This is a genomic window from Streptomyces sp. NBC_01717 (assembly GCF_036248255.1).
Taxonomy (GTDB): domain Bacteria; phylum Actinomycetota; class Actinomycetes; order Streptomycetales; family Streptomycetaceae; genus Streptomyces.
Genome location: NZ_CP109178.1, coordinates 1,950,924 through 1,967,004, shown reverse-complemented (window position 1 = coordinate 1,967,004; position 16,081 = coordinate 1,950,924). Strand labels below are relative to the sequence as shown.

Annotated in this window: 13 protein-coding genes and 1 pseudogene; 4 read left to right on the top strand and 10 right to left on the bottom strand. The window is 68.9% G+C overall.

The window, feature by feature from the left end; translation table 11 throughout:
- The first annotated feature begins 10 nt into the window (after positions 1-10).
- Positions 11-529 carry a methylated-DNA--[protein]-cysteine S-methyltransferase gene (locus OHB49_RS08985; RefSeq protein ID WP_030971695.1) on the top strand — a complete coding sequence of 173 codons (519 nt, stop codon included), beginning with the start codon at positions 11-13 and terminating at the stop codon, positions 527-529.
- An 83-nt stretch (positions 530-612) separates the two neighbouring features.
- Here the strand turns inward: OHB49_RS08985 and OHB49_RS08980 are convergent, their stop codons facing one another.
- Positions 613-1,197, bottom strand: a complete 585-nt coding sequence (locus OHB49_RS08980) for a TMEM165/GDT1 family protein (protein WP_030971696.1) — start codon at positions 1,195-1,197, stop codon at positions 613-615.
- Positions 1,198-1,566: 369 nt separating this feature from the next.
- On the opposite strand from OHB49_RS08980, the gene OHB49_RS08975 reads away from it, so the two are divergent.
- Complete coding sequence (locus OHB49_RS08975; RefSeq protein ID WP_329159318.1) at positions 1,567-1,977, top strand: (2Fe-2S) ferredoxin domain-containing protein; 411 nt, start codon at positions 1,567-1,569, stop codon at positions 1,975-1,977.
- A gap of 121 nt (positions 1,978-2,098) precedes the next feature.
- On the opposite strand, the gene OHB49_RS08970 is transcribed toward OHB49_RS08975, so the two are convergent.
- Both OHB49_RS08970 and OHB49_RS08965 read right to left on the bottom strand, forming a co-directional pair.
- Complete coding sequence (locus tag OHB49_RS08970; protein ID WP_329159316.1) at positions 2,099-2,842, bottom strand: SIR2 family NAD-dependent protein deacylase; 744 nt, start codon at positions 2,840-2,842, stop codon at positions 2,099-2,101.
- 164 nt (positions 2,843-3,006) lie between these two features.
- The gene (locus OHB49_RS08965; RefSeq protein WP_329159315.1) at positions 3,007-3,501 is read right to left on the bottom strand and encodes an NUDIX hydrolase; all 495 of its coding nucleotides are present in this window, start codon (positions 3,499-3,501) and stop codon (positions 3,007-3,009) included.
- Positions 3,502-3,654: 153 nt separating this feature from the next.
- Here OHB49_RS08965 and OHB49_RS08960 point away from each other — a divergent pair, with 153 nt between their 5' ends.
- Positions 3,655-4,770, top strand: a complete 1,116-nt coding sequence (locus tag OHB49_RS08960) for a glycerate kinase (protein WP_329166409.1) — start codon at positions 3,655-3,657, stop codon at positions 4,768-4,770.
- Between the two features lie 147 nt (positions 4,771-4,917).
- Here OHB49_RS08960 and OHB49_RS08955 read toward each other — a convergent pair whose 3' ends face one another.
- Positions 4,918-7,257: a discoidin domain-containing protein gene (locus OHB49_RS08955; protein ID WP_329159313.1), complete on the bottom strand. Its 2,340-nt coding sequence runs from the start codon at positions 7,255-7,257 to the stop codon at positions 4,918-4,920.
- A gap of 326 nt (positions 7,258-7,583) precedes the next feature.
- Here OHB49_RS08955 and OHB49_RS08950 point away from each other — a divergent pair.
- Positions 7,584-9,527, top strand: a pseudogene (locus tag OHB49_RS08950) (SpoIIE family protein phosphatase).
- 171 nt (positions 9,528-9,698) lie between these two features.
- Here the strand turns inward: OHB49_RS08950 and pssA are convergent.
- From pssA to OHB49_RS08920, 6 genes are all read right to left on the bottom strand, one after another.
- On the bottom strand, positions 9,699-10,517 hold the full coding sequence (pssA, locus tag OHB49_RS08945) for a CDP-diacylglycerol--serine O-phosphatidyltransferase (protein ID WP_176902275.1): 819 nt from the start codon (positions 10,515-10,517) through the stop codon (positions 9,699-9,701).
- Between the two features lie 22 nt (positions 10,518-10,539).
- Positions 10,540-11,187: a phosphatidylserine decarboxylase gene (locus OHB49_RS08940; protein ID WP_030916556.1), complete on the bottom strand. Its 648-nt coding sequence runs from the start codon at positions 11,185-11,187 to the stop codon at positions 10,540-10,542.
- Between the two features lie 181 nt (positions 11,188-11,368).
- Complete coding sequence (locus tag OHB49_RS08935; protein ID WP_030971711.1) at positions 11,369-12,574, bottom strand: acyl-CoA dehydrogenase family protein; 1,206 nt, start codon at positions 12,572-12,574, stop codon at positions 11,369-11,371.
- A gap of 2 nt (positions 12,575-12,576) precedes the next feature.
- Complete coding sequence (locus OHB49_RS08930) at positions 12,577-13,104, bottom strand: MaoC family dehydratase (protein ID WP_030916550.1); 528 nt, start codon at positions 13,102-13,104, stop codon at positions 12,577-12,579.
- 2 nt (positions 13,105-13,106) lie between these two features.
- Complete coding sequence (locus tag OHB49_RS08925) at positions 13,107-14,072, bottom strand: HpcH/HpaI aldolase/citrate lyase family protein (RefSeq protein WP_030971713.1); 966 nt, start codon at positions 14,070-14,072, stop codon at positions 13,107-13,109.
- Entirely contained in the window at positions 14,069-16,081 is a 2,013-nt protein-coding gene (locus OHB49_RS08920) for a protein meaA (RefSeq protein ID WP_329159311.1), read from the bottom strand. The genes OHB49_RS08925 and OHB49_RS08920 overlap by 4 nt, the downstream gene beginning before the upstream one ends.

The following is a 16,081-nucleotide window of genomic DNA, read 5'->3' as shown; positions in this document are numbered from 1 at the left end:
GAGTTCCCGCATGACTGCGACACATCTCGCGACCCGGCGGCACACGGTCGTCGACAGCCCGTACGGCCCGCTCACCCTCGTCGCCACCGACGGCGTCCTCTCGGGCCTCTTCATGACCGAACAGCGGCACCGACCGCCCGAGGAGACCTTCGGTGACCCCGATCCACGCCCCTTCGTGGAGACGATCCGCCAGCTGGACGCCTACTTCGCGGGCGAACTGCGGGAGTTCGATCTGCCACTGCACCTGGACGGAACGCCGTTCCAGCGCAGTGTGTGGGAGCAGCTCCGGCAGATCCCGTACGGGGAGACACGCTCGTACGGGGAACTCGCCGAGCGGCTGGGCAAGCCGGGCGCCTCACGCGCGGTGGGCCTCGCCAACGGCAAAAACCCGGTGGGGATCATCGTTCCGTGCCACCGGGTCATCGGGGCCTCCGGCGGCCTCACCGGATACGGCGGCGGTCTCGACCGCAAGCAGCGGCTGCTGGCCTTCGAGAACGGCACGGGGGACGACATCCCGATGCTCTTCTGAGGGCTGTGATCCGGACACGGCGAAGCCCGGCGGTCGCACGGGGCGACCGCCGGGCTTCGCTCTGGCTGCGTTACGGAACCGGCTCAGGCCGCGAAGATCTCGACCACCGACCAGATCGCCAGCCCCAGCATGCACAGGCCGCCGATGCGCTGGACCGTGCCCAGCGGAACCCGCTTCGCGATGAAGCGTCCCGCGAGCAGCGCCAGCGCGGAGACGGACATCAGCGCGGCCAGGGATCCGATGGCCGTGGACCACGTGCCGTTACTGGCGGCCAGGTTGGCCGTGGTGATCTGGGTGAGGTCGCCCCATTCGCTGATGAACACCGCCATGAACGCGGTCGAGTAGACAGGCCAGAAGCCGGTCACGGTCTTGACTTCGCTCTCCTCGTCGCCGTCGTCCCCCCCGCCGCGCAGCAGCATGAACGCGCCGAACGCGAAGAGGACCGCCGAGACGAGCTTGACGATCCAGTCGGGCAGGAGCCCGATCAGCCCGCCTGCGCCGACGGCGATCGCGACATGCACGAGGAACGCGGACGAGGTGCCGAACCAGACATAGAGCGGCCGCATGCGTGTGCCCATGGCCAGCGACGCGAACATGGTCTTGTCGGGGAGCTCCGCGAGGAAGATCAGCCCGAAGGCGGTGACGATCGCCAGGGGGTCGAGATGCATTCCGGGTGGCTTTCTGTGAGAGCCGGGCCCCGGGTCTTTCCGCGAAGCGCCACTCGGGCTTTTCGGAGGACCACTCGGCCCGGCATGACTGCAGCGCCCACAGGGCGCGGGCGTGTCATACCTGACCGAAGGTCTCGCCCACCCGTAACGATCTACGAGCCCGGCCACCGGGAACCCGAGGGTTCCAGTGTGTCGACGACCGGTTTGCGGGGCTACTCCCCTTCGCAGCCACCAACTTTACCTCACCCGCCCGCAGCCACCGGTGCCGGAGGGGCTCAGGTGTTCGACATCACGCTGCGCTCGGTACAGTCCCACGGTGATCATCCGCGCCCTCGCCCTCGCCCGCGTCACGACCGGAAGCGTCCCCGTATGAGCCGCCGCACCCGTAAGGCCGCCACGTCCGCGCCGGGCGCATCCCGGCCCACCGTCAGTGTCTGCCGGGGCTGCTGCTGCGGTACGCCGAAGATCCCGGACGTGGACCATGCCGGCCAGCTCGCAGCTCTGCGCCGGTCCCTCGGCGAGATCGCCGCGGTGCGTGCCGTGGAGTGCCTGGACGCCTGCGAGCAGGCCAATGTCATCGTCGTGCAGCCCTCGGCCGAGGGCAGAAGGGCGGGGGGCCGTCCGGTCTGGCTCGGCCTCGTCAACGACCCGGATGCCGTCGCCGACATCATCGCCTGGGTCGAAGCGGGTGGCCCTGGCCTCGCGGACGCCCCCGACATCCTCGACCTCTACACCTTCCGCCCCTCGCGCCGCATACAGCAGGAACTCGGTTCGTCCTGAGGGCTGTCCCGTAATCCCCTGGTGGATCAGCGCGCGGAGGTGCCGCAACCGTCGTCGCGCGCCGACCAGGGATCACGGGACAGCCAGGTCTTTCGCTCGGCCGGCCGCCGTCCCTCGCATGTCAGCCGCCGGCCCCCGCGCCCGCCTCGGCGGTCAGCCGCCCGAGCAGCGACGGCAGCGCGGTTCCGATGGGCTCGCGGATCGTCTCGGCGGCCAGTTCGTCGTACGGCGTCGGCTCGGCGTTCACCACGATCAGCCGCGCACCGTGCTCCGCAGCGATCCCGGCCAACGACGCGGCGGGCTGCACCTGCAGCGTCGTACCGACTGCGATGAACACCTCGCAGGCCTTCGCGATCGACATGGCCTCGCCGAGCACCACCGGATCGAGCCGCTCACCGAACATGACCGTCGCGGACTTCAGGATGCCGCCACAGACCGTGCACGCCGGGTCGGCCTCACCCGCCTCGACCCTGGTGAGCGCCTGGGCCATGGGTGACCGGGCATGGCATCGGGTGCAGACCACCTCGCGGGCGGTGCCGTGCAGTTCGAGGACCTTGCGGGCGGAGACACCGGCCAACTGGTGCAGCCCGTCGACGTTCTGCGTGATCACCCGCACCGGAACCCCGGCCCGCTCCAGGTCCGCCACGGCCCGGTGGGCGGCGTTCGGCTCGGCGTGCCAGGTGGCGCTGGTGCGGCGCATCTGCCAGGAACGGCGTCGGATCTCCGGATCGGTCATGTAGAAGTCGTACGTGACGAGCTTCTCGGCCTCGGGGTCCTTCCGCCAGAGGCCGTTCGGCCCGCGGTAGTCGGGGATGCCGGAGTCCGTGGAGATGCCGGCGCCGCTGAGGATCGCGACGAGAGTCATACGGCGAGCGTACGCAGCGAGGGCCACCGCCCGCGAGGCGTTTTGATCACGCTGTCAGGGCCCTCCCATGGCCGAGTCCACCGGCGGTCCCGATGCGGCACCCGTGGGGGAAGCGATGGTCCCCGCCGGCGTCGGCCGGCCCGGGACGCCGGCGAACGGGACGGTCAGGGGGCGACCGGCCTGCCGTCCTCCAGCTCCACGGCGCCGATTCCGGAGTCGCTCACCTCGAGTGCCGCCCGCAACCGGTCTCCGAGCGGGCCGAGCAGATACTGGTCGAGAGCGTCGCGCTCCACCAGCTTCCAGGACAGGAGCTCCTCCTCCTGCAGCCGGATCGCCTTCAACTGGACGTCGTCCAGGACTCCGCCGTCGTACAGATACGCGGCGATCGGTGGCCGTGCGGGGCTGCGCGCCCAGTCGACCGCGAGCAGCCGTCCGGGCTCCAGATCGAGGCCGATCTCCTCGGCAGTCTCACGGCGCGCGGCCCGGCGCGGGGTCTCGCCCTCGTCGGACTCGATCGTTCCGCCGGGCAGCGCCCAGCCGTCGCGGTAGTTCGGCTCGACGAGCAGGACCCGTCCTTCCGTGTCCTGGAAGACGGTTGCGGCGGCGGCCAGCACCCTGGGCAGTCCCGCGATGTACGTGGCGTAGTCAGTGGTGGTCACGTGCGCAGCGTAGTGGGGGCGCCGGGCCGGCCACCGGAGCCCGGGTCCAGGGCCCGGACACCCATGGGCAGAGGGCGGGCGCTCCGGATAGGGTCGGGGCGGCGCGACTGCCTGTTCGAAAGCAAGGGATGCAAGGTGACGGACGGAGCAGTGATGGAGACCGCCCGCGTGCTCGTCGCGGCGGACAAGTTCAAGGGCTCGCTGACCGCGGTACAGGTCGCGGAGCGGGTGACAGCCGGGCTGCGGCGCATCGTCCCCGAGGTGCAGGTCGAGACCCTGCCCGTGGCGGACGGCGGCGACGGCACGGTGGCGGCGGCGGTGGCTGCCGGCTTCGAGCGGCGCGAAGCGCGTGTGACCGGGCCGCGCGGGGAGACCGTGACCGCCGCGTACGCGCTGCGGGACACCACCGCGGTGGTGGAGATGGCCGAGGCCTCGGGTCTCCAGCACCTTCCCGCAGGGGTCTTCGCCCCGCTCACGGCCACCACGTACGGCTCCGGCGAGCTGCTTGCCGCGGCGCTGGACGCGGGCGCCCGGACCATTGTGTTCGGGGTCGGCGGCAGCGCGACGACCGACGGCGGCGCGGGCATGCTGGCCGCGCTCGGCGCCCGCTTCCTGGATGCGGACGGCAAGCCCGTCGGTCCCGGTGGCGGCGGCCTCGCGAAGCTGGCCGAGGCGGACCTGTCCGGCCTCGACCCGCGGCTGGCCGAAGTGGACCTGATCCTCGCCAGCGACGTGGACAACCCGCTGACCGGTCCGAAGGGCGCCCCGGAGGTCTACGGGCGGCAGAAGGGCGCGACCGAGGACGACATCGCGACCCTCGACGCGGCGCTCGCCCACTACGCGTCCATCCTGGGACCGGACCATGCGAAGCTCCCCGGAGCGGGTGCGGCGGGCGGTATCGGCTACGGGGCGCTGGTAGCGCTCGGCGCCCGGTTCCGCCCCGGCATCGAGGTCATGCTCGACGTACTCGGCTTCGCGCCGGCACTGGCCCGCGCCACGCTGGTGATCACGGGCGAGGGTTCGCTCGACGAGCAGACCCTGCACGGCAAGGCCCCGGCGGGCGTCGCGGCGGCCGCCCGCGCGGCGGGACTGGAGGTGGTGGCGGTCTGCGGCCGCCTGGCACTGCCTCCGGAGGCGCTGGGCAGGGCCGGCATCCGGCGCGCGTACGCCCTCACGGAGCTGGAGCCGGACCCGGCCGTGTGCATGGCACAGGCGGGCCCGCTGCTGGAGCGGGTGGCGGAAGGGATCGCGCGCGACTTCCTGTCGTGAGCTGAGCTGAGCTGAGCTGAGCTGAGCTGAGCCGAGTCGAGTCGAGTCGGATCGAGGTGGGCTGAGCCGGGACGGTCCTTGGCCCGCCCGGAACGTCCGACCGGTCGCCGGACGGGCCCGAACCCGTCCGGCGACCGGTCGCATTCCTCAGCTGGTGTACGCCTCCAGTTCCGAGAGCTGACCCGCGGGCCACCCCGTGTTCGCGGTGAAGGTCAGCCGCAGATAGCGGGCTGATGTGCCGGGCAGAGTGATCGTCGCCGTATTGCCGTCGGCCGGGTCGAAGACATAGCCGGCCGACCCCTTGAGCGAGCTGTACGAGGAGTTGTCGGCACTGCCCGACACGCTCAGCGTCTGCGTGCGGGTCGCCCATGCAGTCGCCGGGGGCAGCTTCAGGACCACGCGTTTGACGGCCTTGGGAGCGCCCAGGTCCACGGTGATGGTCTGCGGGAAGGCGTGGTTGGTGCTCTCCCAGTAGCTGTTCGCATTGCCGTCCACGGCGTTGGCCGCACCATAGACGTCCGCGTGCCCCGATTCGGTGACCGGTCGGCCCAGCGCGAGGTTGCCGGGATCGGCCGGAGGGTCGGTGGGCGGGTCGGTCGGGTCGGTGCCACCCCCCGGCACCCCGCCGTTGGTCCACACCGGGTCCGGCCAGGTGCCGGTGCAGGCCGGCGGGTCGGCGTACCAGCCGGAGTTTCCGCTGCCCCGGGTGATCTGGAAGCCGCTGCCGACACAGTTGTGGATCGGGTTCGACTGGGCGATGTGCGTGGCGACGACATTGGTGAACGTGGCCGTCCCCGGCGCCTGGATCTGCAGGGCGTAGGTACCCGCGCCGTCGATCCTCACGTTGTCGAAATGCAGCCCGTTGGTCGCCCCCTCGATCAGATGGATCGCGGCGTACGAGCTGTCGAGTATCTCGGTGTCGGTGATGTTGATCGTCGCGTTGATGGGTTCGTTGAGTCCACTGAACCAGACCGCGCCGACCCCGAACCGCCAGTTGAAGTCGTTGTTCCCGGTACGGATCAGAGTGTTCCGGGCGGCTGTCGTGATGCCGGAGACCGCCGTGCCCTGACCCGAATTCACACCGGGATAGCGATTGGCGACGTGAAGACCGCCGCCATTGGTGATCGTGTCGGACATGACGTTGTCGGAGATGGTGATGTCCTTGCCGCCGTACGTCACGATGTTGTTCGCGAGGATCGGCAGGATCACGGTGTTGAACGTGAACTTGTTCTTCACATTCGGTACGTTCTCCGCCCACATCGCCAGGCCGTCGTCACCGGTGTTGCGGACGAATGTATTGGTGACGGTGGAGTTCGTGACGCCGTAATGGAAATTCACGCCGTCTGCGGTCTGGTCCAGAATGCGGCTGTTCTTGACGGTGAAATTGTCCATCGGTCCGTCCATCCAGGCGCCGCACTTGGTGTGCTGCATCCAGATGTTGTCGACGACCGAATTGGACATCGCCCCGCCGATGGCGTTGACCTGGTCGTTGTCCACCCGTTCACGGATGTCGCCGATGATGGCGAAGTCCTTGAGGGTGACATTGCTGCTGCCGCCGTCCGCGGCGTACTTGCCGTAGACACCGACCGCCTTGCTGCGGTTCGACGGATCGCGCCCGGTCAGCACGCTGTACCAGGGGCCGGCCCCGCGCAGTGTCACCTTGTCGACGACGATGTGATCGCGGACCTGGAAGGTTCCCTGCGGGATGTACACCTCCTTGCCCTGCGCCCGGCCGGCGTCGACGGCCGCCTGGATCCTGCCGGTGGAGTCGGTCGCGCCTGTCGGGTCGGCGCCGAAGTCGCTGACCACGTCCAGCGCCCCCGACGGACTGCCGACCGGGGCGCCGACCTGCTCGAAGTCGGCCAGGTCGATGGTGAACGTCGGCGACGCGGCGGTGGAGGAGACCTGCAGCCGCACCTTCGTGCCGATGGGGAGCGCCGACCCGAACGTGGTCCGGGCCTCGTCGTAGAAGTGGTGCGGGTTGGTGTCGCCCGGGTTGTTGTTGAACGGGTAACCGCCGTAGTACCAGCCGTACTTCGATGTGACCGGGACACTCTTCGGCGCCCCGTCGCCCACGCGCACGTCGATCGAGGCGTCACGGCCCGTTCCGTCGGGGCTGTCCGGCAGCGAGTAGCGGAAGGACATCGCGTTCGCCGGGGCGGTGAGGGTGAATTCCACGTACTCGCCGACGGCGTCCAGCGTCACGGCCTGCCGACCGGAGGCCTCGGAGGGCAGCGTGCCGTACAGCCGGTTGGGTCCGATCAGCGTGCCGTTCGTGGCCGCGTACTCGGCTTCCTGCTCCTTGAACGGAACGGTCGCACCGCGGCCGGGGACCGCGAGGGGGGAGGGCGCGGGGACACCCGCGGCCCGGGCGGGCGGGGCGCTGGACAGTACGACCGCGGCGGCGGTGCCGAACGCGGCGAGGGCCAGGGAGAGGGAAGCGGACAGAGAGCGTCTGAGCAGGAGGCGTTTCGGTGGTGGGGTCACGTGATCGTCGTCCTTGCGGCTCGTGGGGGCTCTTCGGACGCCCCACAGGCTAGGAGTGGACCGCAAAGACGTCTATACTCTTCGCAAAATATTGCCTTGATCACTCAAAATTGAGACTCTCGTCGGGGGCTTTTGCGAAGAGCATCCAGAAAAATAGGTGTGCGCAACGGTGGGTATCGAAGTGTCCCGTGGCATGTCTTGACTCCAGGCACACGATCAAGCGGCCCTCTGACGCAAAAGATTCACATGATGTTGGAAGATTTCGTTCATTGCGTGCCCCGGTCCACCGGGTGCGCTGCAGGGCCGCCGGGGCGCATCCTGACTGTGTGACCTGGTACGGCGCTACCCGGCACAGTCCGCGGGATGAAGGCAGGGCGGTGCCCGGGGCGGTGAACGGCGGCCGAGTGCCGGGCGAACTGTCCCTGGTGCTCGCGCAGGCCGCAGTGAGCGCGGTCGAGTCCGCCGACGGGTACGCAGGCGGCGTATATCTGCGCTCCGGGAACCCTGAGCTGCTGCGGCTCGCGGTGCTCGCGGGGCTGCCGGGTCGACTGTTCCGCCCCTGGTGGCGCATGCATGTGAACCGGCCCTTCCCGGTGTGCGAGTCCTACCGCTCGTACCGGTCGATCCTGCTCCCCGACGCCGAGGAGGCCATGCGCCGGTTCCCGCAACTGATGGCGGGCCTGCCGTTCCCGTTCGGTTCGCTGTTCGTGCCCATCGGCGGCAGCCACCAGAAGTTCGGGGTCCTGGCGGTGCTGCGGCCCGCCACACCCGGGAGGCCGGTATCGCCGGCCCACCGGCACAGTCTTCAGCAGGTGGCCCGGCAGCTCGGCTCCGACCTCGCGGAGCTGGCGGGCGAGGGCACCCAGGTCGTGTGGGACGGCGAGCCGGTGCCCGTCCAGCTGCCCCCTCGGCCCTCGCACCACCGGTCAGGATCGGACACTTCGAGTGGGACCTCGACACCGGCGCCGTCGAAGCCGACGCGGAGCTGTGCGCGATCCTCGCCACGGAGCCCGCACAGTTCGGGGGCACCGTCGACGCGCTGACGGCGTTGCTGGCCCCGGAGGACGTGTGCGGGCTGTGTGCTGTCGCCCGCGGGGCGGCCGGATCGCCCGGCCCGGTCGTACGCCGGTTGCGGCTGCGCGGCCCCGACGGCCGGACGAACCTCCTCGAACTCTCCAGCCCCGGGACCCGACCGCCCGGTGACGGCGCGGCCGGTCATCTCACCGGCTTCCTCGTCGACCTCGGTGCCGGGACGGTCGTCGCGGAGGCGGCCGACCGGCTCCCGCGCGGCATCTTCTCGCTCGACCGGCTCGGACGGATCACCTATGTCAACGATCTCGCGGAGGAGCTGCTCGACCGGGCGCGCGCCGACCTGCTCGGTCGCGTCCTGTGGGAGGTTTTGCCGTGGTTCGGACACCCCGCGTACGACGACGATCACCGGGCCGCCCTGCTCTCCCACGACCCGGTGCACTTCCTCGTGCGGCGCTCCACCGACGACTGGCTGTCCGTGTCCCTGTACCCGGGCCACGACGGAGTGACGGTCACGCTCGCCGCCACGGAACCGGCCTACACTCCGGGGTCCGTCGTCACACCGGGCGTGGGGATCGGTTCCCCGGCCGACCGGGCGTCCGCGCTCTACCGGCCGGTCGCCCTCGCCATCGCGCTGACGGAGGCCGTCACCGCACGCCAGGTCTCGAGAGCGCGGCCTGGCCCTGGTCATCGGGGACGTCCAGGGGCACGGCGTCGCCGCGGCCGCGACCATGGGCCAACTGCGCAGCGCGGTAAGGGCCTTCGCCCTCAGCGGGCACGATCCCCAGGAGGTGGTGAGCGGCACCAACCGGCTGCTCATCGACCTCGACCCCGGCCAGATCGCCAGCTGCTGCTACGTCGTCCTCGACCCTGTCACCGGCCGCACCCAGGCGGTCCGGGCCGGGCACCCGCAGCCCTTGCTCCGCCATCCCGACCACACGACCGAGGTCCTGGACCTGCCCGGCGGCATCGTGCTCGGGGTCGCCCCCCGTGCGTCCTACCCGGTCAGCGACCTCCTCCTGGACCCCGGCGAGATCCTGGCGCTGTACACCGACGGACTGGTCGAGCACACAGGGACCGACATCGATCTGGGCATCGAGCGGCTGCGCTCCACGATCGAGCGAGCCGACCTGCCGTCGCTCGCCGACATGGCGGATCTGGTGATCCGGGAGGCGAAGCAGGAGTCCGACCGGCCCGACGACATCGCGCTGCTGCTCGCCGCCCGCTGGGACCCGGCGTAGCGGTCGCCGCACCGACCCGCGGAGTCGGCCGGGAGACAGCGCGCCCGGCCTGCTCCATGACGTCAGCACATTGCGTTCACCGCGGGTGCTGAGGCAGCGGTCACCAGGACATGCAGGAGGGCCCGGGTGCTGGGGAAGCACCCGGGCCCTCGTAGGTCTTGCGCTGTACCGCTAGGGCAGCTGAGCCGCCCGTGCCTCGCGCCGGTTGTCGCGGAAGGTGTTCACCCGCCGCGCCGTCGCGAAGAGCGGGATGACCGCTCCCAGGACCACCTGCAGCGCGCAGCCGGTCTGCAGGAGCAGCTGACCGCCGGGGGCGTCGAACGCCCAGGCGGCGAGCAGCCCCATCGCGCCGACGATCCAGCTGAGCATCGCCACCGCGAGGACACCCCGCGGCTTCGGGTACTCGACCCGGCTGACCATCAACCACGCCACTCCGACGATCGCGAGCAGCGTCGGTACGAAGGGCAGCTCCAGGAGGACGATCGAGACGACCGTGAGCGCTCCGAAGGGGCTCGGCATGCCCTGGAACATGCCGTCCTTCATGGTCACGCAGGAGAATCTGGCCAGTCTCAGCACCACGGCCAGCAGCACGACGATCGCCGCGAGCGCCGACACCCTCTGGTGTGCGTCGTCCGCGACCATGCCGTACACGAGTACGAAGTACGCCGGGGCGAGGCCGAAGCTGATCAGGTCCGAGAGGTTGTCCAGCTCAGCGCCCATCGGCGAGCTGCGGAGCTTGCGCGCCACCAGCCCGTCGAAGAGGTCGAAGACCGCGGCGAGGAGCATCAGGATCACGGCGGTGGCCGCGGAATGCCGGGCCATGCCGCTTTCGTCGCTGCCCGTGAGGTGCGGGATGAGGATCCCCGTGGTGGTGAAGTACACCGCCATGAAACCGCACGTGGCATTACCGAGAGTGAGGGTGTCCGCTATCGACAGCCGCAGAGACAGCGGCATGTCCTCGACGTCGTCCTCCGACTCGGCCTCCGGCACCCAGCCGGCCTGTGTGTCGGGATCAATCACGGTCAATTCGAGTCACCCCCGCGGTGGTGGCCTGGCCGACCTCGACCGCGACATCGATACCTTCCGGAAGGTAGATGTCGACCCGGGAGCCGAAGCGGATCAGGCCGATGCGCTCGCCCTGTTCCACCTTCGTGCCCTGCGGGATGTACGGGACGATGCGACGGGCAACCGCACCCGCGATCTGCACCATCTCGATGTCACCGAGCTCGGTGTCGAAGTGCCAGACAACGCGCTCGTTGTTCTCGCTCTCCTTGTTGAACGCCGGGACGAACCCACCGGGGATGTGCTCGACCGATGTCACCGTGCCGGCCAGGGGCGCACGGTTGACGTGGACATTCAGCGGGCTCATGAAGATCGCGACGCGGGTGCGCCCGTCCTTCCACGGCATGATGCTCTGCACCACACCGTCGGCCGGAGAGATGACTCGGCCCTGGGTGATCTCGCGCTCGGGGTCGCGGAAGAACCACAGCATGCCCGCCGCGAGCGCGGTGGTGGGCACGGCCACGGCGGCCCAGCGTCCGGACTTGCGGGCCCGGGTGAGGCTGAGCGCCGCGGTGGCGACGGTCGGGAGGAGCCACGGCGAAGCTCCGCGCGCTAGGCGGACTCCGCCGCGTGATGCAGAGGTTTGGCTGTCGGGCATGGATGACCTTCGTAGCGGATGATGCCGCGCTGGCAACGGGGGACGGCGGCTTTTCCGGCGATGCTATCGGTTGCGAGCCGCAACTGGGCAAGCCAGCAGCCGAGTCGGACGGCTGGAAGGCACCGGCTGAGGATGACAGGGTGTGATCTTCTTCGCGGCTAAATCACCTCGAAGGGGACAATCAGCCCTGGAACCGGTACTCCTCGAGGAGTCGGCGCCCAATGATCATTTTCTGGATTTCGGCGGTACCTTCACCGATCAGCAGCATCGGGGCCTCCCGGTAGAGGCGCTCGATCTCGTACTCCTTGGAGAAGCCGTAACCGCCGTGGATACGGAAGGCGTCCTCGACGACTTCCTTGCAGTATTCGGAGGCGAGGTACTTCGCCATCCCTGCCTCCAGGTCGTTTCGTTCCCCGGAGTCCTTTTTGCGCGCTGCATTCACCATCATCGCATGCGCCGCTTCGACCTTGGTGGCCATTTCGGCCAGCTTGAACTGGATCGCCTGGTGCTGAGCGATCGGCTTTCCGAAGGTGTGGCGCTGCTGAGCGTAGGAAACGCCCAGCTCGAATGCACGCTGCGCGACGCCGCAACCACGCGCGGCCACATTCACCCGGCCGACCTCGACACCGTCCATCATTTGGTAAAACCCTCGGCCGGTGGTGCCGCCGAGTACACGATTGGCCGGAATGCGTAGTCCGTCCATGATGAGTTCCGTCGTGTCGACGCCCTTGTAACCCATCTTGTCGATCTTCCCGGGAATGGTGAGCCCCGGCCGGACCTCGCCGAAGCCCGGCTCCTTCTCCACCAGGAAGGTCGTCATCGACTTGTGCCGGGCCGTCCCCTCGGGGTGGCCTTCGTCACTTCGGCACAGCACGGCGACGAGCGAGGACGTGCCGCCGTTCGTCAGCCACATCTTCTGGCCGTTCAGGACGTACTCGTCGCCGTCCCTGACGCCCTTGGAGGTGATGGCCGAGACATCGGAACCCAGCGCCGGCTCGGACATCGAGAACGCGCCCCGGACCTCGCCCAGCGCCATCCGCGGCAGGAACGTGTCCTTCTGCTCCTGGGTGCCGTGCTGCTTGAGCATGTACGCCACGATGAAGTGCGTGTTGATGATCCCCGACACGCTCATCCAGCCGCGCGCGATTTCCTCGACGCAGAGCGCGTATGTGAGAAGCGACTCACCCAGGCCCCCGTACTCCTCGGGGATCATCAGCCCGAACAGGCCCAGTTCCTTGAGCCCCTCGACGATCTCCGTCGGGTACTCGTCGCGGTGCTCCAGCTGGGTCGCGACCGGAATGATCTCCTTGTCGACGAAATCCCGGACCGTGGAGAGGATTTCCTGCTGGATGTCGTTCAGGCCGGCGGTCTGGGCGAGTCGCGTCATGGCTACTTCTCCACGTTCTTCTGCGAAGGCTGGTTCAGCTCCGGGCGGCCGGGCTGCTCGCCGCCGCGCTCCTTGATGTACGTCTCGGTGGGGACCATCACCTTGCGTCGGAACACGCAGACGAGTGTCCCGTCCTGCTTGTAGCCCTTGGTCTCCACGTAGACGATTCCGCGGTCACTCTTGGACTTTGACGGAGTCTTGTCGAGGACGGTCGTCTCGCCGTAGATCGTGTCGCCGTGGAAGGTCGGTGCGACATGCTTGAGCGACTCGACCTCCAGGTTGGCGATCGCCTTTCCGGAGACGTCGGGGACGGACATGCCGAGCAACAGCGAGTAGATGTAGTTGCCGACTACAACGTTCTTGCCGAAATCGGTCGTCTTCTCCGCGTAGTTGCTGTCCATGTGCAGCGGGTGGTGATTCATGGTGAGCAGACAGAAAAGGTGGTCGTCGTACTCGGTGACCGTCTTTCCGGGCCAGTGCTTGTACACCGCACCGACCTCGAACTCCTCATAGGTGCGCCCGAACTGCATGGTCAGGCCTCCGGAGCTTCGAACTTGGAGGTGCGCTGCATGCCGGCCGCGCGGCCCTTGCCCGCGATGACCAGGGCCATCTTCCGGCTGGCCTCGTCGATCATCTCGTCGCCGAGCATCGCCGAACCCTTCTTGCCGCCCTCCTCCGAGGTGCACCACTCGTACGCGTCGAGGATCAGCTCGGCGTGGTCGTAGTCCTCCTGCGAGGGCGAGAACACCTCGTTGGCCGCGTCGACCTGGCCGGGGTGCAGTACCCATTTGCCGTCGAAGCCGAGTGCCGCCGCACGGCCGGCGACCTCGCGGTACGCGTCCACGTCACGGATCTGCAGGAAGGGACCGTCGATCGCCTGGAGGTCGTGCGTACGAGCCGCCATCAGGATGCGCATGAGGATGTAGTGGTACGCGTCAGCGCCGTAGCCGGGCGGCTGCTGGCCGACGACCAGGGTCTTCATGTTGATCGACGCCATGAAGTCGGCCGGGCCGAAGATCAGCGTCTCCAGACGCGGTGAGGCGGCGGCGATGTCGTCGATGTTCACCAGGCCCTTGGCGTTCTCGATCTGCGCCTCGATGCCGATCTTCCCGACCTCGAAGCCCATCGTCTTCTCGATCTGGGTGAGCAGCAGATCGAGGGCGACGACCTGCTGGGCGTCCTGGACCTTCGGCAGCATGATGCAGTCGAGGTTCTGGCCGGCACCCTCGACCACCGTGATCACATCGCGGTACGTCCAGTGCGTGGTCCAGTCGTTGACGCGCACGACCCGGGTCTTGCCCGTCCAGTCGCCGTTGTTCAGCGCGTCGACGATGTGGTGCCGGGCGCCTTCCTTGGCGAGCGGGGCGCAGGCGTCCTCGAGGTCCAGGAAGACCTGGTCGGCCGGGAGGCCCTGGGCCTTCTCCAGGAACCGCGGGTTCGAGCCCGGCACAGCCAGGCAGGAGCGACGCGGACGCAGACGGTTCACAGGCTGGGTCATGCGGGGACCTCCAGAGGGTCGAGCTTGTTCGCTTTCCGGATCTCGTCGACGATACGGCCGATGATCTCCGTGATGCCGAAGTCCTTCGGGGTGAATACGGCGGCGACGCCCGCCTCGATCAGCGCGGTGGCGTCGGCGGGCGGAATGATCCCGCCCGCGATGACGGGTATGTCGTTGGCGCCGGCCTCGCGCAGCCGGTTCAGCACGTCCGGCACCAGCTCGGCGTGCGAGCCGGACAGGATCGACAGACCGACGCAGTGCACGTCCTCGGCGAGCGCGGCCGAGACGATCTGTTCTGGGGTCAGTCTGATCCCCTGGTAGACGACCTCGAACCCGGCGTCACGGGCCCGTACGGCGATCTGCTCGGCGCCGTTGGAGTGTCCGTCCAGGCCCGGCTTGCCGACCAGCAGTCGCAGCCGTCCGGTGCCGAGGTCGCCGGCGGTGCGGGCGACCTTCTCGCGGACCAGGGCGAGTGGCGTGCCCGCCTCCGCGGTCACCGCGACCGGTGCGGACGAGACGCCTGTCGGGGCCCGGAACTCGCCGAACACATCGCGCAGCGCCCACGACCACTCGCCGGTGGTTACACCCGCCCGGGCGCACTCCACAGTCGCTTCCATCATGTTGTCGGTGCCGGCCGCGGCCTTCTTCAGCGCGGCCAGCGCCTCGGAGGCGCGGGCCTCGTCACGGTTGTCGCGCCACTCGTGGAGCGCCGCGACGACCCTGGCCTCGTTGGCGGGGTCGACCGTCATGATCGCGCCGTCGAGGTCCGAGGTGAGCGGGTTCGGCTCGGTCGTCTCGTAGATGTTGACGCCGACGATCTTCTCCTCGCCGCCCTCGATCCGGGCCCGCCGCTGCGCGTGCGAGGAGACCAGTTCCGACTTCAGGTAGCCGGACTCGACGGCCGCCATGGCGCCGCCCATCTGCTGGATCCGGTCGATCTCCGCGAACGACTCGGTGACCAGGGCGTCCACCTTGGCCTCGATCACATGCGAACCCGCGAAGATGTCCTCGTACTCCAGCAGATCGCTCTCGTGTGCGAGGACCTGCTGGATCCGGAGCGACCACTGCTGGTCCCAGGGGCGGGGGAGCCCCAGCGCCTCGTTCCAGGCGGGCAGCTGGACGGCCCGGGCGCGGGCGTCCTTGGAGAGGGTGACCGCCAGCATCTCCAGGACGATGCGCTGGACGTTGTTCTCCGGCTGCGCCTCGGTCAGCCCGAGGGAGTTGACCTGGACGCCGTAGCGGAACCGGCGCTGCTTGGCGTCGGTGATGCCGTACCGCTCGCGGGTGACCTGATCCCAGATGCGGCCGAAGGCGCGCATCTTGCACATCTCCTCGATGAAGCGGACGCCCGCATTCACGAAGAAGGAGATACGGGCGACGACATCGCCGAACTTCTCCTCGGGCACCTGCCCGGAGTCACGGACCGCGTCGAGCACGGCGATCGCCGTCGACATGGCGTACGCGATCTCCTGGACCGGAGTGGCCCCCGCCTCCTGCAGGTGATAACTGCAGATGTTGATCGGGTTCCACTTCGGTATGTGGTTGACCGTGTACGTGATCATGTCGGTGGTCAGCCGCAGCGAGGGACCGGGCGGGAAGACATGGGTCCCGCGCGAGAGGTACTCCTTGACGATGTCGTTCTGCGTCGTGCCCTGGAGCTTCGTGGCGTCGGCGCCCTGCTCCTCGGCGACCACCTGATAGAGCGCCAGCAGCCACATCGCGGTGGCGTTGATGGTCATCGAGGTGTTCATCTGCTCCAGCGGGATGTCCTGGAACAGCCGCCGCATGTCACCGAGGTGCGAGACGGGCACGCCGACCCGGCCGACCTCGCCGCGGGCGAGGATGTGGTCGGGGTCGTAACCCGTCTGGGTCGGCAGGTCGAAGGCGACCGACAGACCGGTCTGGCCCTTGGCGAGGTTGCGCCGGTAGAGCTCGTTGGACGCTTCGGCGGTCGAGTGACCGGCGTACGTCCGCATGAGCCACGGGCGGTCCTTCTGACGCCCGCTCAT